Below are 19228 nucleotides of genomic sequence, written 5' to 3'. Positions count from 1 at the left end.
CGCAACGCGAAGCGGGGTGCCCCGCGGACCGACGCCCGCGGAACACCCCGCCCACCGCCCTCGCTCAGGCCGCGCCCTCACCCAGGTACGCCTCGCGCACCCGCGGATCCGCCAGCAGATCCGACGCCGGACCCGACATCATCACCGAACCCGTCTCGAGCACATACGCGCGATCGGACAACGCCAGCGCCTGCGCCGCGTTCTGCTCGACCAGCAGCACCGTCGTCCCCTGCGCGTTGATCTCCTGAATGATCGCGAAGATCTGCGCCACGATCAGCGGCGCCAGACCCATCGACGGCTCGTCCAGCAGCAGCAGCCGCGGCCGCCCCATCAACGCGCGGCCGATCGCCAGCATCTGCTGCTCGCCGCCCGACAGCGTCCCCGCCAACTGGGTCCGCCGCTCGTGCAGCCTCGGAAACAGCTCGTAGACGCGCTCCAGCTCCGCCTTCGGGACGTCCTTGAACCGGTACGCCCCCATCTGCAGGTTCTCCAGCACCGTCATCGTCGGGAACACCCGCCGCCCCTCGGGGGAATGGCCGATGCCCAGACCCACCACATGGTGCGCCGGGATCCCGTCGATCCGCTCGCCTTCGAACACCACCTCGCCCACCCGCGGCCGCAGCAGCCCCGACACCGTCCGCAACGTGGTCGTCTTGCCGGCACCGTTGGCGCCCAGCAACGTGACGATCTCACCCTCGCGCACCGTCACATCGACGCCCTTGAGCGCCTGGATCGCGCCGTAGAACACCTCCAGGCCGCGCAACTCCAGCAACGCGGTGGTGTCCTGGCTCCCGGCCGCGGACGGCGCGCTGCCCACATCCGGAACCTTCGTCGTGCTCATTCGCCCTCCCCGCGCGCCGCCGGGACGCCGCCTTCCACGGCACCGCCGTCCGCATCGCCGCCGTCCAGAACCTCGTGCGCCATCTCGGCACCGAGATACGCCTCCACGACAGCCCGGTTCCGCTGCACCTCCGACGGAGTCCCCGAAGCGATCACCTTGCCGAAGTTCAACACCGTCACGCGGTCCGCCACCGACATCACCAACCGCATGTCGTGCTCGATCAGCAGCACGCTGATCCCCAGCTCGCGGTTGATGTGCTTGATCAGCTCCGCCAGTTCGAGCTTCTCCGTCGGGTTCGTACCCGCCGCCGGCTCGTCCAGCAACAGCACCTGCGGATCGGTGGCCAACGCCCGCGCAATCTCCAGCCGCCGCTGCTCGCCATAACTCAACGACGCGGCAAGCTCATTCAGCTTGTCCGCCATACCGACGAAGTCCAGCAGCTCGTGCGCGCGCCGATCGCTCTCCCGCTCGTACCGCCGAGCGTGCGGCAACCCGAACATGATCCCCAGCGGCCCCGACTTCTGCCGGGTCTCCGCGGCGATCTTCACGTTCTCCAACGCCGTCAGCGCCCCGAACAACCGAATGTTCTGGAACGTCCGCGCCATACCCAGCCGGTTGACCACATGCGTCTTGCGGCCCAGCAGCGGATGCTGCGCCCCGTCCGGATCGGTCAGCGTGATGCTGCCTTCCTGCGGGACGTACACACCCGTCAGCGAGTTGAACAGCGACGTCTTCCCGGCCCCGTTCGGGCCGATCACCGCGAGGATCTCCCCACGGCGCAACGTCAGTTCCACATCCGACAGGCACACCAGGCCACCGAAGCGCAACGTCAGGCCGCTGACGCTCACCACGGTGTCCGCGGCCGTCTTCCCCGCCGCCTCCGCCATCGCGGCACTCATGCGATCCTCCCGCCCACCGGCTCGGACATCGCGTCGGCGTCCCCGATGCCTTCCTTCGCCATGATCAACTCACGCTTGCGCCGACGCGACGGAATAAGGCCCTGCGGGCGGTAGATCATCATGATCACCAGCAGCGCACCCAAGTACATGAACCGGTCCTTCGGGTCCACATAGTCCTTGAGGAACTGCGGCAGCCACGCCAGGAACGCCGTCCCCAGAATGACGCCCCACAGCGAACCCATGCCGCCGAAAATCACGTACGCGAGCACCAGAACCGAGTACATGAGAATGAACGACTCCGGCGAGAACGACCCGATCTTCGACGCGTACACGACACCCGCGATACCCGACGTCGACGCACCGATGGCAAACGCCATCAGCTTGTACTTCACCGTGTTCACGCCGTTCGCCGCCGCCGCGACCTCGTCCTCCCGGATCGCCGTCCACGCCCGGCCCACCCGCGAATGCTCCAACCGCCGGAACAGGAAGATCAACAACCCGCCCAGCACCAGGATCAGCCACCAGTACTGCTTCGGACTCAGACCCGAATCACCCCACGTGTACGACCAGAACCCCAAGTCCAGCTTGAACGGCGGCACACCGATCACCCCGCGCGGACCGTTCGTGAAATCCTCGCGGTTCTTCGCCACCAGATAGATGATCTCGTGGAACCCCAGCGTCACGATCGCCAGATAGTCACCACGCAGACGCAGCGTCGGCGCACCCAGCAACAGCCCCGCCAGCAGACACGTGAGCATCGCCACCGGAATCACCAGGAACGGCGTCAGCTTCACCGGCGGATCCACCGGCAGCGAACCCGTCCAATACGCCGAGCTGTACGCACCCACCGCGAAGAACGCGATGAACCCCAGGTCCAGCAGACCCGCCCAACCGACCACCACGTTCAAACCCACGGCCAGCAGCACATAGATCGCGATCTCACCGACCAGGATCTGCTGCCAGTACGTCGCCAGGAACTCCGGAAGCAGCACCAGCACCAGCGCACCCGCAGCCAGCAACGGCCACTTCACCGCAGGCCGCGCCACCCCCGACCGCACCGCCGAACCCGCCTGCTTCTGCCGTGCCCCGACCGCCTCCAGCGCGGGCCGCGCCCGCTCCCGCAACGGCGCCCCGAACTCCATGAACGCCCAGACCGCGGTCATCAGCACGAGCCACGTCAGCGTCGGCAGCGGGTCCTCGTACAACTGCTTCAACGCGAAGAACACATCGTCGACACTGCCCTGTTCGCCGAACATCAGCGTCAACACGATCCCGGCGAACAGCAGTCCGCCCAGACGCGTCCACCGTGCGTTCTGATACCACTTCGGCGTACGCAGCGCCGCAATCCGCCGCGCCGTCTCCGACCGGGCCGGCGCTTCAACCGTCGTCCCGCTCATGCGGACCTCCCCAGGCGCTCACCCAGAATGCCCGTCGGCCGGAACATCAGCACCAGCACCAGCGCGGCGAACGCACTCACATACCGCCACTCTTCCCCGAGCTGCCAACTCGAAAAGCTCTCCACGATCCCCAGCAGCATCCCGCCGATCATCGCCCCGCGGATGTTGCCGATCCCGCCGACCACCGCCGCCGCGAACGCCGTGATACCCGGCGCGAAGCCCATCGTGAACACCACCTGCGAGTTCATCCCGAACAGGAATCCCGCGACCCCGCCCATGAACCCGCCGACCAGGAACGTCCGCGACACCACCCGGTCGATGTCCACACCCATCAGGCTCGCCGTCTCGGCGTCCTGCGCCACCGCCCGGATCCCCGCACCCATCTTCGTGCGGTTCACCAGAAGGTCCAGCGCCAGCATCATGGCCACCGCGGTACCCAGGATCAGCAGCTGAAGCACCGTCACCTGCGCGCCGAAGACCGAGAACACCTTCTTGTTCCGGAAGAGTTCCGGCATCGACTTCGAGTCGTGGCCGAACATCTTCCCGGCCAGGTTCTGCAAGAAGAACGACGCGCCGATCGCACTGATCAGGAACGCCAGCCGCGGCGCGTTCCGCCGCCTCAGCGGCCGGTACGCCACCTTCTCCAACGCGAACGCCGTGCCCGCCCCCGCCGAAGCGGCCGCCAGCATGCCCACCGCGACCAGCAGCACCGACATCGCCGCCGACGGATGGGAGGCGTCGATGCCGGTCAGCACCAGCAGCGACGCGAACGCGCCCATCATGAACACCTCGCTGTGCGCGAAGTTGATGAGCTGAAGTACGCCGTACACCAACGTGTACCCGATCGCGATCACGGCGTACAAAGCGCCGAGTGCGATCCCTGGGATCAGATAGTCCCAGAACTCAGAACTGATCATTGCGAAGGCTTCCTGAGACGGGAGAGTCGATCGGACTCCACAACCCGGCACAAACGGCGCGGGGCCCGGACCCGGCGGTTCCGGACCCGAGCCCCGCATCCACGGACGAAGATTCGGCTGCTAAGCCGACGTCAGCTCTTGGCCAACTGCTCGATGTTGCCTTCGTACTCGATCTTCCCGGACTTCACCTGGTACAGGTAGATGCCCGCGCCCGCGAACTCGCCCTTCTCGTCGAACTTGAAGGTCTTCGTCAGACCCTTGTACTCCGCCGTCTTGAGCTTGCCGAGCATCAGCTCGCGGGTGATCTTCGTGCCCGCCGCGTCCAGGCCCTTGATCTGCTCGATGACCATGTTCGTCAGGTCGAACGACTCCGCCGAGTAGGTGCTCGGCGCCGTGTTGAACGCCTTCGTGTAGTCGGCGGTGAACTGCTTCGTCGCCGCCTCCACGTTCGCGTCCGTGCACGGGCAGGTCAGGTACCAGTTGTTCGAGGCGTCGCCCGCCAGCTCGATGAACTTCGGGTCGTTGGTGCCGTCACCCGAGATCATCGGTATGGAGACGCCCTGCTCCTTCAGCTTCTTCGCGAACGGCGCGGCGTCCTGGTAGTAGCCGGCGTAAACCATGCCGTCCACACCGGCGTTCTTCACCTTCGTCGCCGCCGACGTGTAGTCCGGGGTGCCCTTCGGCACCGACTCCGTGACCACCTCGACGCCGGCCTTCTTCAGTTCGGTGGCCGCCACACCGCCCAAGCCCACGCCGTACTCCGACTTGTCGTCGATGACGAGGACCTTCTTCAGCTTCAGCTTCTGCGCGTAGTAGGTGGCCATGCCGCCGCCCTGCGCGAAGTCGTTCGGCACACCGCGCAGCAGCGACGTGAAGCCGTTCGACGGGTCGGTGAGCGCCGGGTTCGTCGCGGACGGCGAGACCGTCGCGAGCTTCGCCGCCGCGTACAGCTTGCCGGACGCCTTGGTCGGTCCGGAGAACGCGGGGCCGACGACCGCGAGGACCTTGCTGTTGTCGATCAGCTTCTGGGCAGCCGCAGGCGACTTGCTCTCCGAAGCCTCGTCGTCGGACTTCTCCAACTTGAGCTTGAACGGGAGCTTGCCCGAGGCGTTGGCCTGGTCGACGGCCAGCTTCGCACCGTTGTACTCGTTGATGCCCAGCTGGGCGTTCTCGCCCGAAAGACCCGCCTGGAAACCGATGGTGTACGTCTTGCCGTCGTCGCCGTCATCGCTGCTACAGGCACTAAGCACAAGTGCCGATGCCACGACTGGCAGCGCGATTTTGATCATGCTTCGCTTCAGCACAGCCCAACCCCTTGAGTGTGATGCCTGAAAAGCAGTGAAAAACGCTGTCCCGATCCCGCGCGTTGCTGCACGGGTGCGCCGAAATGTAGCCCTCGCGAGTCACGGCGCAGAAGTCCACGTCATGAGATGTGATGCGCCCGTAATCAAACCTGCGGGACGGGTTCCCGAAACCTCAGAGGAACCTCAGATCGCCCACGAAACCGGCACGGATCTGCTAAGCACGACAAAACCGCCCCGATACGGTCGTATCGGGGCGGCCTAATGGGGTCTACGCGCGAAAAGCGGGGCCTATTCGCCCACATCGCCCCCGCTGACCACGGCTTCGGCCACCGCCTGCATGGACAGCCGGCGGTCCATCGAGGTCTTCTGAATCCACCGGAAAGCCTCGGGTTCGGACAGCCCGTACCGCTCCTGGAGCACCGACTTGGCCCGATCGACCAGCTTCCGGGTCTCCAGACGCTGCGTCAGCCCCTGGACCTCGCGCTCCAACGCGGCAAGTTCGGTAAACCTCGAAACGGCCATCTCGATTGCCGGAACGAGGTCACCCTTGGTAAACGGCTTCACCAGGTATGCCATCGCCCCGGCATCCCGGGCCCGCTCCACCAATTCCCGCTGCGAAAAGGCGGTCAGCATCAGCACCGGCGCCAACCGGGCCCCGGCGATCTGCTCGGCGGCGGAGATCCCGTCCAGGATCGGCATCTTCACGTCCAGAATGACCAGATCCGGTTGATGCTCCTCGACCAACCGCACCGCCGTCGCCCCGTCCCCGGCCTCGCCGACGACCCGGTAGCCCTCCTCCTCCAGCATCTCCTTCAGATCCAGCCGGATCAGCGCCTCGTCCTCCGCGATCACGACACGGATGACCGAGGACTCCTGCGACTGCGCGGCTGACGTCACGGCACTCCTACGTTGGGGCGATACCTGCATGCATGAGAGTATCTAGAGCGTGTAAGTTTGAGATGCGCAGGGTGCACGCTAACCTTGCTTTCTAAGGCACGTCCCGGTAGACCAACGGCAGAGTCGATACTCTCAAACAGTATTCAGTGTGGGTTCGAATCCCACCCGGGACACTTTCCTTCGATTCGAAGGCGCTGGGCGTTGGCCAACTGGGCCATCCGGGTGATCTCGCGGGGTTTTCCCGACATCGCCGTGGCGATGACGCATCGTCGAATGCATGTACGACATCGCGAAACGTCGCCACGCCTTCGCCCTCTTGGCGCAAGGCCGCAGCATGCTCTCCGTGAGTCGCGAACTCGGCGTCGCCCACGCCACTATCCGCTACTGGCGCGCACATCCGGAGCCGAAGCGACCACCCGGCTGCATCCGCTGCCAGGACTTCCCTGAACTTCCCGATCAGCCCGACCGCTATGCCTACCTCCTCGGCCTCTATCTGGGCGACGGCTGTATCAGCAGCTACCGCCGCGGCGTCCACGGCCTGCGGATCGCCTGCGGCGACACCTGGCCCGGCCTCATGGACGAGTGCGAGGCCGCAATGTACGCGGTCCGGCCGGAGGGCCACGTGTTCCGCGTCCCGCAACAGGGCTGCCACTCTGTGACCTCGCTGTGGAAGCACTGGCCGTGCCTCTTCCCCCAGCACGGCCCCGGACCGAAACACCACCGGAAGATCGAACTCGCCGACTGGCAGGAGGAGATCGTCGACGATCACCGGTGGCCGCTGGTCCGCGGCCTCATCCACTCCGACGGCTCGCGGTTCACCAACTGGACCACCCGCACCGTCGCCGGCCAGACCAAGCGCTACGAGTACCCGCGCTACATGTTCACCAACGCCTCCACCGACATCATGGGGATCATGACCACCGCACTCGACTCACTCGGCGTTGAGTGGCGGCGCACCAACGAGCGAAACATCTCCATAGCCCGCCGCGCCTCCGTCGCCCTCATGGACCGCCACGTCGGCCCCAAGTACTGACCGTCCGCAAAACCGCCGGGCCCCGAGACCGAAGTCTCGGGGCCCGGCGGTGTGTTCACGTCATCGGGGCGCTCACTTGCCGAGCATTTCTCCTATGTGGTGCACCCGGATCATGTTGGTCGACCCCGGCACACCCGGCGGGGAGCCGGCCGTGATGATGACCACGTCGCCGGGGCGGCAGCGGCCGATCTCCAGGAGGGCGGCGTCGACCTGGCGGACCATCTCGTCGGTGTGCTCGCAGAGTTCGCCGAGGAAGGTCTCCACGCCCCAGGTCAGCGACAGCTGGCTGCGGACCGACGGCTCCGGGGTGAAGGCCAGGGTCGGGATCATCGGCCGGTAGCGGGAGAGCCGCCGGGCGGTGTCGCCGGACTGGGTGAAGGCGACGAGGTACTTGGCGCCGAGGCGCTCGCCGATCTCGGCGGCGGCGGAGGCGATGACGCCGCCCTGGGTGCGCGGCTCGGGGAGGCTGCGGAGTTCTTCCTTGAGGGCGGAGGACTCCTCGGCGGCGGTGATGATCCGCGCCATCGTCTTGACGGTCTCGATCGGGTACTTGCCGACCGAGGTCTCGCCGGAGAGCATCACGGCGTCGGTGCCGTCGAGCACCGCGTTGGCGACGTCGGAGGCCTCGGCGCGGGTGGGCCGCGAGGCGCTGATCATCGAGTCGAGCATCTGGGTGGCGACGATGACCGGCTTGGCGTTGGCCCGCGCGAGGGTGATGCAGCGCTTCTGGACGAGCGGGACCTGTTCGAGGGGCATTTCGACGCCGAGGTCGCCGCGGGCGACCATGATGGCGTCGAAGGCTTCGACGATGCCTTCGAGGTTGGCGACGGCCTGCGGCTTCTCGATCTTGGCGATGACCGGGACGTGGTAGCCGATCTCGTCCATGATGCGGTGGACTTCTTCGATGTCCGCGGCGCTGCGGACGAAGGAGAGCGCGATGAGGTCGCAGCGCAGGCGGAGTGCCCAGCGGAGGTCTTCCATGTCCTTGTCGGACAGTGCGGGGACGCTGACGGCCACGCCGGGGAGGTTGAGCCCCTTGTGGTCGGAGACCATGCCGCCTTCGATGACCATGGTGTGGACGCGGGGTCCTTCGACGTCGGTCACTTCGAGGGTGACGCGGCCGTCGTCGACGAGGATGCGCTCGCCCTTGGCGACGTCGCCGGGGAGGCCCTTGTAGGTGGTGGAGACCTCGTTGCGGTCGCCGGGGACCTCGTCGGTGGTGATGGTGAATTCGTCGCCGCGTTCGAGGAGGACGGGGCCTTCGGCGAAGTTCCCGAGCCGGATCTTGGGGCCTTGGAGGTCCATGAGGATGCCGACGCTGCGGCCGGACTCGTCGGAGGCCTTGCGCACCCGGTGGTAGCGCTCCTCGTGTTCGGCGTAGGAGCCGTGGCTGAGGTTGAAGCGGGCTACGTCCATGCCTGCGTCCACGAGCGTGCGGATCTGCTCGTAGCTGTTGGTCGCTGGGCCCAGGGTGCAGACAATCTTCGCTCGACGCATGGGTCAACCCTAATTCCTACCGGAAAGTAACGAGTCAGCGGTGTCCGGTTTGCCGCTAAAGGTTCGTCAACATTCTGTTGAACATTACGGGAACCGCGCACGGACAAGGCCCCCGTGCCGTGAATAACGACACAGGGGCCCTGGTTGGTTCTGCGGTCCGCGCGCCCGGCCGGGGTTCCGGGGGCGCACGGTGGTGAGGGTGGGTGGCGAGGCGAGCGGGACGGCGCGCCGGAGGGAGGGCTGCGCCGGGCGGCGGGCGGGGCCCGCAAGAGGCCCCGCCCGCCGAGATCCGGTCAGACCAGCAGTTGCCGGTCGGTCGGCTTGATCGGCCGGGGCAGGTTGGTGCTGCCGGTGAGCCAGGCGTCGACCTCGGCCGCGCAGGAGCGGCCTTCGGCGATGGCCCAGACGATGAGCGACTGGCCGCGGCCGGCGTCGCCGGCCGCGAAGACGCCGCCGACGTTGGTGGCGTAGGCGCCGTCGCGGGCGATGTTGCCGCGCTCGTCGAGGGCGAGGCCGAGCTGTTCGACGAGGCCGTTGGCCCGGTCGGTGCCGACGAAGCCCATGGCGAGGAAGACGTAGTCGGCGGGGATTTCGCGTTCGGTCCCCTCGACCGGCTGGAACCGGCCGTCGACCATTTCGACGTCGACGATGCGCAGCGCGCGGACCCGGCCGTCTTCGCCGCCGGCGAATTCGAGGGTGTTGACGGCGTAGACGCGCTCGCCGCCTTCCTCGTGGGCGCTGGCGACGCGGTAGGTCATCGGGTACGTCGGCCACGGCTGGCTGTCCGGGCGCTCCTCCGGCGGCCGGGGCATGATCTCCAGCTGGGTGACCGAGGCGGCGCCTTGGCGGTGTGCGGTGCCGAGGCAGTCCGCGCCGGTGTCGCCGCCGCCGATGATGACGACGTGCTTGCCCTGCACGTCGATGGGCGAGGTGACGAGGTCGCCTTCCTGCACCTTGTTGGCGTAGGGCAGGTATTCCATGGCCTGGTGGATGCCGCCGAGTTCGCGGCCGGGGGCGGGCAGGTCGCGCCAGGCGGTGGCGCCCGCGGCGACGACGACGGCGTCGTAGCGGTTGCGGAGCTTGGCGGCGTCGACGTCGGTGCCGATCTGCATGCCGGTGTAGAACTTGGTGCCTTCCGCGCGCATCTGTTCGATGCGGCGGTTGATGTGGCGCTTCTCCATCTTGAACTCGGGGATGCCGTAGCGGAGCAGCCCGCCGATGCGGTCGGCGCGTTCGTAGACGGCGACGGTGTGGCCGGCGCGGGTGAGCTGCTGGGCGGCGGCGAGGCCGGCGGGGCCGGAGCCGATGACGGCGACGGTCTTGCCGGAGAGTCGCTCGGGCGGCTGGGGGGCGACGTTGCCGTCGTCCCAGGCCCGGTCGATGATCGACACCTCGACGTTCTTGATGGTGACGGCGGGCTGGTTGATGCCGAGCACGCACGCGGCTTCGCACGGGGCCGGGCAGAGGCGCCCGGTGAACTCGGGGAAGTTGTTGGTGGCGTGGAGGCGTTCGGCGGCGCCCTTCCAGTCTTCGCGCCAGGTCAGGTCGTTCCACTCGGGGATGAGGTTCCCGAGGGGGCAGCCGTTGTGGCAGAAGGGGATGCCGCAGTCCATGCAGCGGCCGGCCTGCTTGGTGATGATCGGGAGCAGGGTGCGCTCCTCGTACACCTCCTTCCAGTCGCGGAGGCGGACGTCGACGGGGCGACGGACGCCGTGCTGCTGGGGGGTGGTGAGGAATCCCTTCGGGTCAGCCATGTGCCGCCTCCATCATCTTCTGGACGGTCTCGGACTCGGTGAGTCCGGCCTGCTCGGCGGCGTCCTTGGCGGCGAGCACTGCCTTGTAGTCCCTCGGCATGATCTTGCCGAAGCGCCGGGACGACGTGTCCCAGTCGGCGAGGAGGGCTTCCGCGACGGCGGATCCGGTCTCCTCGTGGTGGCGCCGCACGACGTCGTGCAGCGTGAGCCGGTCGGTGTCGTCGAGTTCTTCGATGCCGGCGAGTTCGGTGTTGACGTTGGCCGGGTCGAGGTCGAGGAGGTAGGCGACGCCGCCGGACATGCCGGCCGCGAAGTTGCGTCCGGTGGGGCCGAGGACGACGGCCGTGCCGCCGGTCATGTACTCGCAGCCGTGGTCGCCGACGCCTTCGGAGACGACGGTGGCGCCGGAGTTGCGGACGCAGAAGCGTTCGCCGACTCGGCCGCGGAGGAGTATTTCGCCGCCGGTGGCGCCGTAGGCGATGGTGTTGCCGGCGATGACGTTGTCCTCGGCGGCGAACGTGGCGGTGCGGGCGGGGCGGACGATGATGCGGCCGCCGGAGAGGCCCTTGCCGACGTAGTCGTTGCCGTCGCCTTCGAGGCGCAGGGTGATGCCGCGCGGGACGAAGGCGCCGAAGGACTGGCCTGCGGAGCCGGTGAGGGTGATGTCGATGGTGTCGTCGGGGAGGCCGGCGCCGCGGTACCGCTTGGTGACCTCGTGGCCGAGCATCGTGCCGACGGTGCGGTTGATGTTCTGCACGGGGAGTTGGATGCGGACGGGTTCGCCGTTGTCGAGGGCGTCGGCGGCCAGTTCGATGAGCTGGTTGTCGAGTGCCTTGGCGAGTCCGTGGTCCTGGGCGGTGGTGCGGTGCAGGGCCGCGCCCTCGGGGAGCGCCGGGACGTGGAAGAGCGGGGCCAGGTCGAGGCCGGCGGCCTTCCAGTGGTCGACGGCGGCGGTGGTGTCGAGGAGTTCGGCGTGTCCGATGGCCTCGTCGAGGCTGCGGAAGCCGAGGGCGGCGAGGTGTTCGCGGACTTCTTCGGCGATGAACTCGAAGAAGTTGACGACGAATTCGGCCTTGCCGGAGAACCGGGAGCGCAGCTCGGGGTTCTGGGTGGCGACGCCGACCGGGCAGGTGTCGAGGTGGCAGACGCGCATCATGATGCAGCCGGACACGACGAGCGGTGCGGTGGCGAAGCCGTATTCCTCGGCGCCGAGGAGGGCGGCGACGACGACGTCGCGGCCGGTCTTGAGCTGGCCGTCGGTCTGCACGACGATGCGGTCGCGCAGGCCGTTGAGCAGCAGGGTCTGCTGGGTTTCGGCGAGGCCGAGTTCCCAGGGGCCGCCGGCGTGCTTGAGGGAGGTCAGCGGGGAGGCGCCGGTGCCGCCGTCGTGGCCGGAGATGAGGACGACGTCGGCGTGGGCCTTGCTGACGCCCGCCGCGACCGTTCCGACGCCGACCTCGGCGACGAGCTTCACGTGGATGCGCGCCTGGGGGTTGGCGTTCTTGAGGTCGTGGATGAGCTGGGCGAGGTCTTCGATCGAGTAGATGTCGTGGTGCGGGGGCGGCGAGATGAGGCCGACGCCGGGGGTGGAGTGCCGGGTCTTGGCGACCCACGGGTAGACCTTGTGGCCGGGCAGCTGGCCGCCTTCGCCGGGCTTGGCGCCCTGGGCCATCTTGATCTGGATGTCGTCGGCGTTGACGAGGTACTCGGAGGTGACGCCGAAGCGGCCGGATGCGACCTGCTTGATCGCCGAGCGGCGGGCGGGGTCGTGGAGGCGCTCGGGGTCTTCGCCGCCTTCGCCGGTGTTGGACTTGCCGCCGAGCTGGTTCATCGCGATGGCGAGGGTCTGGTGGGCTTCCATGGAGATGGAGCCGTAGGACATGGCGCCGGTGGAGAACCGCTTGACGATCTCGCTGACGGGTTCGACCTCGTCGATGGAGATGGGGGTGCGGGCGTCCTTGAACGTGAAGAGGCCGCGGAGCGTCATGAGGCGTTCGGACTGCTCGTCGACGCGCTGCGTGTACTTCTTGAAGATGTCGTAGCGGCGTGTGCGGGTGGAGTGCTGGAGGCGGAAGACCGTCTCGGGGTCGAACAGGTGCGGTTCGCCTTCGCGGCGCCACTGGTATTCGCCGCCGATTTCGAGGCGGCGGTGCGACGGGGCGATGCCGCTGGGCGGGTAGGCCTTGGCGTGCCGCTGGGCGACCTCGCGGGCGATGACGCCGAGGTCGACGCCGCCGAGCTTGCTGGTCGTGCCGGTGAAGTACTCGGCGACGACGCTGTCGGAGAGGCCGATCGCTTCGAAGACCTGCGCGCCGCGGTACGACGAGACGGTGGAGATGCCCATCTTGGACATGACCTTCAGGACGCCCTTGCCGAGCGCCTTGATGAGGTTCGCGATGGCCTTCTCGGCGGCGATGTCCTGGAGGAACACGCCTTCGCGGACCAGGTCTTCGACGGATTCCATGGCGAGGTACGGGTTGACGCCCGCGGCACCGTAGCCGATGAGCAGCGCGATGTGGTGGACCTCGCGCACGTCGCCGGCCTCGACGATGAGGCCGACCTTGGTGCGGGTCTTGGTGCGGATCAGGTGGTGGTGCACGGCGCTGGTGAGCAGCAGCGACGGGATCGGCGCGTGCTCGGCGTCGGAGTGCCGGTCGGACAGCACGATGATGCGGGCGCCGTCGGCGATGGCGGTGGTGGCTTCGGCGCGGATCTCTTCGAGGCGCTTGGCGAGCGCGTCGCCGCCGCCGTCGACCGGGTAGAGGCCGGAGATGGTGACGGCCTTGAGGCCGGGCTGGTCGCCGTCGGCGTTGATGTGGATGAGCTTGGCCAGCTCGTCGTTGTCGATGACGGGGAACGGCAGGACGACGTTGCGGCAGGCGGCCGGGGTCGGGTCGAGGAGGTTGCCCTCCGGGCCGACGAAGCTGCCGAGGGAGGTGACGAGTTCTTCCCGGATGGCGTCCAGCGGCGGGTTGGTGACCTGCGCGAACAGCTGCACGAAGTAGTCGAAGAGCAGGCGGGGCTTCTCGGACAGCGCGGCGATGGGGCTGTCGGTGCCCATGGAGCCGAGGGGTTCGCCGCCCATGCGGGCCATCGGGGCGAGGATGACGCGGAGTTCTTCCTCGGTGTAGCCGAAGGTCTGCTGGCGGCGGGTGACGGACGCGTGGGTGTGCACGACGTGTTCGCGCTCGGGCAGGTCGCCGAGGTTGATGAGGCCGGCGTGCAGCCAGTCGCCGTAGGGGTGTTCGGCGGCGAGCGCGGACTTGAGCTCGTCGTCCTCGACGATGCGGTGCGTGGCGGTGTCGACGAGGAACATGCGGCCGGGCTGGAGGCGGCCCTTGCGGACGATCTTCGCCGGGTCGATGTCGAGGACGCCGACCTCGGAGGACAGCACGACGAGGCCGTCGTCGGTCACCCAGTAGCGCGACGGGCGCAGGCCGTTGCGGTCGAGGACCGCGCCGATCTGGGTGCCGTCGGTGAAGGTGACGCACGCGGGTCCGTCCCAGGGCTCCATGACGGTGCCGTGGAAGCGGTAGAAGTCGCGGCGGGCGGGGTCCATGGAGGCGTGGTTCTCCCAGGCCTCCGGGATCATCATGAGGACCGCGTGCGGGAGGCTGCGGCCGCCGAGGTGGACGAGTTCGAGGACCTCGTCGAAGGACGCCGAGTCGGACGCGCCGGGGGTGCAGATCGGGAACAGCCGGGACAGGTCGCCGGGGATGAGGTCGGTGGCGAGCATCGACTCGCGCGCGGCCATCCAGTTGCGGTTGCCCATGACGGTGTTGATCTCGCCGTTGTGGGCGATGAACCGGTACGGGTGGGCGAGCGGCCAGGCCGGGAACGTGTTGGTGGAGAACCGCGAGTGGACGAGGCCGATCGCGGACGCGAAGCGCCGGTCGGACAGGTCGGGGAAGAACGGCTCCAGCTGGCCGGTGGTCAGCATGCCCTTGTAGACGAGGGTCCGGGCGGAGAGGGAGGCGAAGTAGACCTCGACCTCGCGCTCGGCGCGCTTGCGCAGGCAGAAGGCCAGGCGGTCCAGCTCGATGCCGGACCGGGTGCCGGTGGCGTCGGCGACGAAGACCTGGGCGAATCGCGGCATCGTGGCGCGGGCGGTGGCGCCGACCAGCTCGGGGGTGGTCGGGACGTCGCGCCAGCCGAGGACCTTGAGGCCTTCTTCGGCGGCGATGCGCTCGATGGACGACTTGGCGCGGCCCGCGTGGACGTCGTCGTTCGGCAGGAAGGCGAGGCCGGCCGCGTAGGAGCCGTGCGCGGGCAGGTCGATGCCGGAGACGGCGCGGAAGAACGCGTCCGGGATCTGGGTGAGGATGCCGGCGCCGTCGCCGGTGTCCGGTTCGGCGCCGGTGGCGCCGCGGTGCTCCATGTTGCGCAGCACGGTGAGGGCCTGCTGGACGATGTCGTGGCTGGGCTCGCCGGTGAGCGTCGCGACGAAACCGACACCGCAGGCGTCGTGCTCGTTCTTCGGGTCGTACAGGCCCTGGGCCGCGGGAATGGCGGAGAAGAGAGGGCCGCGGGGGGTGGCAGAAGCAGGAAGCATGGGCGCTCCCGTCGTCGTCGTGGCGTGTGGTGCGCAACAGGGACGACGTTGGCCCTCTGCGATTTCGTGCAGGTTACACGATCAGTTGTGGCATCCGGAACACAAGACACCGTTGTCTCGGAATTCGGACACCTTGGGTGGATCCGTGGGGGATCCGGGGTCGTTCCGGGGGCCGGTGTCCGACCGGTTGCCACCGCCGCCTCCGCGCCCAGGGCTCATTCCCGGCGACCCGTTCACCGAAACGGTCGCGCTTCGTGCCGAAGGTGATCGTTTTCGGTCGCGGGTCGGCGCGTGCCGGTGACGGCGGTGTTACGGATGTCTCACAAGCGGCCGAAGCCCGTCGCGAACGGGCGGGGCGGCAGGCCGGGCCCGGCGGAAATCAGCCGAGGCCCTGCCCGATCGCCATGCCGAGGAGGTAGGTGAGGCCGCCCGCCGCGGCACCGAGGAGGAGCTGGCGCAGGCCGCCGAACCACCACGGCCGGGCGGTGACCTTCGACACGACGGCGCCCGCGACGAACAGGCCGATGCCGGTGAGGATCAGCGCGGGCCACAGCGCGGTCGCGCCGAGCAGGTAGGGCAGCAGGGGCAGCAGCGCGCCGACGGCGAAGAAGAGGAACGAGGATCCGGCGGCCACCCAGGGCGACGGCAGGTCGTGCGGGTCGACGCCGAGTTCTTCGCGCGCGTGGACTTCGAGGGCGAGTTCCGGGTCGCGGGAGAGCTGGCGGGCGACCTCGAAGGCGAGGTCCTCGTCGAGGCCGCGGGCGACGTAGATCTCGGCGAGTTCGCGCATCTCCGCCTCGGGTGCGCGGACGAGCTCGCGGCGCTCGACCTCCACCTCGGCCTTGGCCAGCTCGGACTGCGACGCGACCGAGGTGTACTCCCCCGCGGCCATCGAGAACGCGCCGCCGGCCAGGCCGGCGAGGCCGGTGATGGCGATCGTCTTCGCGGTGGCGTCGCTGCCCGCGACGCCCGCGATCAGCGCGAAGTTGGAGACCAGGCCGTCCATCGCCCCGAACACCGCGGGCCGCAGCCAGCCGCCCGCGATGTCGCGGTGGGTGTGGTCGATCTCCGGTTCGGAGACTGCTCCGACGCCGGCCTCGGAGGCTGCCCCGGGGTCGTCGGCAAGCGGTTCCGGCGCCTCGGAGCGTGCGTCTATCTCGCCGATGCTCGTCAACGTCGGGCCCTTCCTCAGCGGTGTGGTCCCTTGACGCTACCGTGCCGCAGGGCACCCCCACCAGCAAGGGAAGGCTGCCCAAACGCCCAGGTCAGAGCACTGCGACCCAGACTTTGACCAAGTCAAATGAGACCGCCCCCGGCAACGCCCGAGGGTGGCCCCACCACCCCCACCCCCGCAACCGAGCCTGTGGACAGGCCGTCAGGCCTTGTTGTTCCGCGCGGTCTTCCCGCCACCGGCCTTGGCGTCTTCCCCGGCCGGGTCTTCCGACTCGGGCTCGTCGACACCCTCGTCGACGGCCTTGGCCTCAGGCTTGTCCACAGCCTTGCCCTCGGCTTTGTCCTCGGTCTTGTTCTCGGCCTTGTTCTCGGCCTTGTTCTCGGCCTTGTCGTCCGCCTTCTCCAGCACCACCGGAGCCGCGTCCTCTTCGTCCTCCGGGTACACCCGCGTCCCGCGGAGCGTCTCCGGCGCCTCGCGGCCGGGGCGCTTCCGTGCGGAGACCACGATGTACGCGACCGCGCCGAGGAAGACCAGGATCGACGTCCAGTTGTTCAGCCGCATGCCCAGGAAGTGCTCGGCTTCGTCGATCCGCAGGTACTCGAACCAGAACCGGCCGACCGTGTACGCGGCCACGTACAGCGCGAACGCCCGCCCGTGCCCGAGCGTGAACCGCTTGTCCGCCCACAGCACGAGCAGCGCCACGCCGATGCACCACAGCGACTCGTACAGGAACGTCGGGTGGAAGGTCCCCGCGACCCCGTCCGGGCTGTGCGCGGCGTCGATCTTCAGCGCCCACGGCAGGTCGGTCCGCTTGCCGTACAGCTCCTGGTTGAACCAGTTCCCCCAGCGCCCCACCGCCTGCGCGAGCACGATGCCCGGGGCGATCGCGTCGGCCATCGCGGGCAGCGGGATGCCGCGCCGCCGGCAGGCGATCCAGGCGCCGACGCCGCCGAGCAGGATGGCGCCCCAGATGCCGAGGCCGCCCTTCCAGATGGCGAAGGCCTGGAGCGGGTCGCCGTCCGTGCCGAAGTACGGCTCGGGCGTCGTGAAGACGTGGTAGAGCCGTCCGCCGATGAGGCCGAACGGAACCGCCCACACGGCGATGTCCATGACGGTGCCGTGCCGGCCGCCGCGTGCGGCCCAGCGGCGTTCGCCGAGCCAGATGGCGATGACGACGCCGATGATGATGCACAGGGCGTAGCCGCGGAGCGGCAGCGGTCCCAGGTGGACGACACCGCGGGACGGGCTGGGGATGTATGCGAGGTCCATGGCAGGCACGACGGTACACGTGCCGCGGCCCGGGTGGAGGGCGAGGAGCCGGTCGATGCCGGCCGCCCCGCGCCGCCCGCCCGGGCCGCGGGCGGGCTTACGGGGCGGGGGTCGCGGACGGGGCCGCGTTCATGCCGGCGATGATCTGCTCCACCTGCGCCTTGAAGACGTCGGGGGCCATGATCGACTTCTTGTCGGCACTGACGTAGTCGAGCTTCTTGTTGTTCATGGCGATGGTCGGGGTTCCGGTGACCTGCTGGTCGCCGACCTTGGCGTTGTTGAAGTCCTCCTGCGAGGCCTTCACCCACGGAGCGTAGGTCAGGTTGTTGACGCATGCGTCGAAGGTCGGGCTGCGCAGGCCGTCGACCTTGCTCGCCAGTTCGAGCAGGTAGGCCTTGTTGCCGAACTTGTCGCTGGTCTCGTCGGGCTGGTTCGCGTAGAGCACGTCGTGGTACTGCTTGAACTTGCCCGCGTCCACCGCGCAGGCGGCGGCGTTGGCGGCGTACTTGGAGCCGTTGCCGCCGAGGTTGCGGTCGAGGAACGACGCGATGTGGTAGTCGACGCGGATGGTGCCGGCGTCGGCCATCTGCTGGATGGTGCCGCCGAGCTTGCCCTCGACCTGGTCGCAGATCGGGCAGCGGAAGTCCTCGTAGACGGTCATGACCGGGGCGTTGGGGTTGCTGCCGTACGAGATGACGGTGCCGTTGACGCCCGCGGGCGCCTTGAGCGGCTGACTGGCGGCGTTGGACCAGCTGCTGTTGTTGCTCTCGGACTTGTTGTTGCCGACCACGATGCCGATGGTGGCGGCGACGGCGAGGACCGCGACCACGGATCCCCCGATGATCAACGCCCGCTTGCGCTTGTCCGCGGCCTGCTGGCGGGCTCGCTCCGCCGCCATGCGGTCGCGTGCGGTGCGCTTGCCGTCGTTGTTCTTCTTGCTCATGTCCTCAGGTCACCGTCTATCTGTCGGATGGTTTTCGGTGCGGCCGCCGCCGCGGGGTGCCGGTCGCGGCGGCGCGGGTGCTGGGGTGCGGTGGGGCGGGCGCTGGGGTGCGGTGGGGCGTCAGTCTTCGATGGCCAGCCAGGCGTCCGCGGAGAACCGGGTGCGCGGGAAGAAGAGCAGCCAGCCGGCGAGCACGATGAAGCCGATGTCGCGGAGGATTTCCTCGAGGTACTTGGTCTGGTCGGGGGCGATCGGGCCGCCCCCGCCGAAGCAGCCGCAGTCGATGGCGAGGCCGCGGGCCCAGGCTTGCGAGATGCCGGCGATGAAGACGAGGAGCAGCAGGGCGGAGATGCCGGCCACGATGCGGGTGCCGAGGCCGATGACGAGGAGCGCGGCGAGGCCCAGCTCGAGGTAGGGCAGGGCGTAGCCGATGGGCTCGACGAGGCTCTCGGGGAGGACGTCGTAGGCGCGGACGGCCTGGGCGGCCTGGGCGGGGTTGACCGCCTTTTCCCAGCCCGCGAATGCCCAGACGGCGGCGAGGCCTAGGCGTGCCGCGAGGCCGATCCAGGGGATCGCGCGGCGGAAGGCGGTAGGGCCTGTGGAGCGGTCCACGGCGACGGCCGCATTCATGGGTTAGACCTCCGGCACGGATGGGTGGGGTGCCCTTGTTTAACCGGTTTGGAGGGCCCGAGGTTCCTCGTACGCAGTAACTCGTTGAGGTCACTTGAGGTCAAACAGCGACGGGCGGCCG

At 68.6% G+C, this 19228-nt stretch carries 14 protein-coding genes and 1 tRNA gene; 2 read left to right on the top strand and 13 right to left on the bottom strand.

From position 1 onward, the window contains the following. Positions 1–64 precede the first annotated feature (64 nt). The 6 genes from ACPA54_RS19880 to ACPA54_RS19855 all read right to left on the bottom strand — a co-directional run bounded on the left by ACPA54_RS19880 (position 65) and on the right by ACPA54_RS19855 (position 6285). Complete coding sequence (locus ACPA54_RS19880) at positions 65–841, bottom strand: ABC transporter ATP-binding protein (protein WP_423531586.1); 777 nt, start codon at positions 839–841, stop codon at positions 65–67. Further along, on the bottom strand, positions 838–1740 hold the full coding sequence (locus tag ACPA54_RS19875) for an ABC transporter ATP-binding protein (RefSeq protein ID WP_423531584.1): 903 nt from the start codon (positions 1738–1740) through the stop codon (positions 838–840). The genes ACPA54_RS19880 and ACPA54_RS19875 overlap by 4 nt, the downstream gene beginning before the upstream one ends. Further along, positions 1737–3137: a branched-chain amino acid ABC transporter permease gene (locus ACPA54_RS19870; protein ID WP_423531582.1), complete on the bottom strand. Its 1401-nt coding sequence runs from the start codon at positions 3135–3137 to the stop codon at positions 1737–1739. Before ACPA54_RS19870 ends, ACPA54_RS19875 begins: the two co-directional genes overlap by 4 nt. Continuing rightward, the gene (locus ACPA54_RS19865; RefSeq protein WP_345674448.1) at positions 3134–4054 is read right to left on the bottom strand and encodes a branched-chain amino acid ABC transporter permease; all 921 of its coding nucleotides are present in this window, start codon (positions 4052–4054) and stop codon (positions 3134–3136) included. Before ACPA54_RS19865 ends, ACPA54_RS19870 begins: the two co-directional genes overlap by 4 nt. Positions 4055–4185: 131 nt before the next feature. After that, positions 4186–5358 (bottom strand): branched-chain amino acid ABC transporter substrate-binding protein, encoded by a 1173-nt coding sequence (locus ACPA54_RS19860; protein WP_423531580.1) that lies wholly within the window; start codon positions 5356–5358, stop codon positions 4186–4188. A 288-nt stretch (positions 5359–5646) separates the two neighbouring features. Continuing rightward, positions 5647–6285, bottom strand: a complete 639-nt coding sequence (locus ACPA54_RS19855; protein WP_423531578.1) for an ANTAR domain-containing response regulator — start codon at positions 6283–6285, stop codon at positions 5647–5649. A gap of 70 nt (positions 6286–6355) precedes the next feature. On the opposite strand from ACPA54_RS19855, the gene ACPA54_RS19850 reads away from it, so the two are divergent. Both ACPA54_RS19850 and ACPA54_RS19845 read left to right on the top strand, forming a co-directional pair. Beyond that, a tRNA-Leu gene (locus ACPA54_RS19850) sits at positions 6356–6428 on the top strand. 104 nt (positions 6429–6532) lie between these two features. Next, entirely contained in the window at positions 6533–7288 is a 756-nt protein-coding gene (locus tag ACPA54_RS19845; RefSeq protein ID WP_423531576.1) for a transcriptional regulator, read from the top strand. A gap of 72 nt (positions 7289–7360) precedes the next feature. Here the strand turns inward: ACPA54_RS19845 and pyk are convergent, their stop codons facing one another. The 7 genes from pyk to ACPA54_RS19810 form a co-directional block, all read right to left on the bottom strand. Beyond that, the gene (pyk, locus tag ACPA54_RS19840; protein ID WP_345674452.1) at positions 7361–8785 is read right to left on the bottom strand and encodes a pyruvate kinase; all 1425 of its coding nucleotides are present in this window, start codon (positions 8783–8785) and stop codon (positions 7361–7363) included. Between the two features lie 293 nt (positions 8786–9078). Next, positions 9079–10539: a glutamate synthase subunit beta gene (locus tag ACPA54_RS19835; RefSeq protein WP_423531574.1), complete on the bottom strand. Its 1461-nt coding sequence runs from the start codon at positions 10537–10539 to the stop codon at positions 9079–9081. Then, a complete protein-coding gene (gltB, locus tag ACPA54_RS19830) occupies positions 10532–15091 on the bottom strand; it encodes a glutamate synthase large subunit (RefSeq protein WP_423531572.1) in 4560 nt (1519 codons plus the stop codon). The genes ACPA54_RS19835 and gltB overlap by 8 nt, the downstream gene beginning before the upstream one ends. 379 nt (positions 15092–15470) lie before the next feature. Further along, positions 15471–16157: a VIT1/CCC1 transporter family protein gene (locus ACPA54_RS19825; RefSeq protein ID WP_423531802.1), complete on the bottom strand. Its 687-nt coding sequence runs from the start codon at positions 16155–16157 to the stop codon at positions 15471–15473. 309 nt (positions 16158–16466) lie between these two features. Further along, positions 16467–17534, bottom strand: coding sequence for a prolipoprotein diacylglyceryl transferase (gene lgt, locus ACPA54_RS19820; protein ID WP_423531570.1), 1068 nt, complete (start codon positions 17532–17534; stop codon positions 16467–16469). A gap of 97 nt (positions 17535–17631) precedes the next feature. Further along, positions 17632–18477: a DsbA family protein gene (locus tag ACPA54_RS19815; RefSeq protein WP_423531568.1), complete on the bottom strand. Its 846-nt coding sequence runs from the start codon at positions 18475–18477 to the stop codon at positions 17632–17634. A 120-nt stretch (positions 18478–18597) separates the two neighbouring features. Continuing rightward, a complete protein-coding gene (locus ACPA54_RS19810) occupies positions 18598–19107 on the bottom strand; it encodes a MauE/DoxX family redox-associated membrane protein (protein WP_423531566.1) in 510 nt (169 codons plus the stop codon). Positions 19108–19228: the final 121 nt, after the last annotated feature.

Origin of the sequence: Uniformispora flossi (assembly GCF_049534875.1) — a bacterium.
Lineage (GTDB): Bacteria > Actinomycetota > Actinomycetes > Streptomycetales > Streptomycetaceae > Yinghuangia > Yinghuangia aomiensis.
This window is presented reverse-complemented; position numbering and strand designations above follow the sequence as displayed.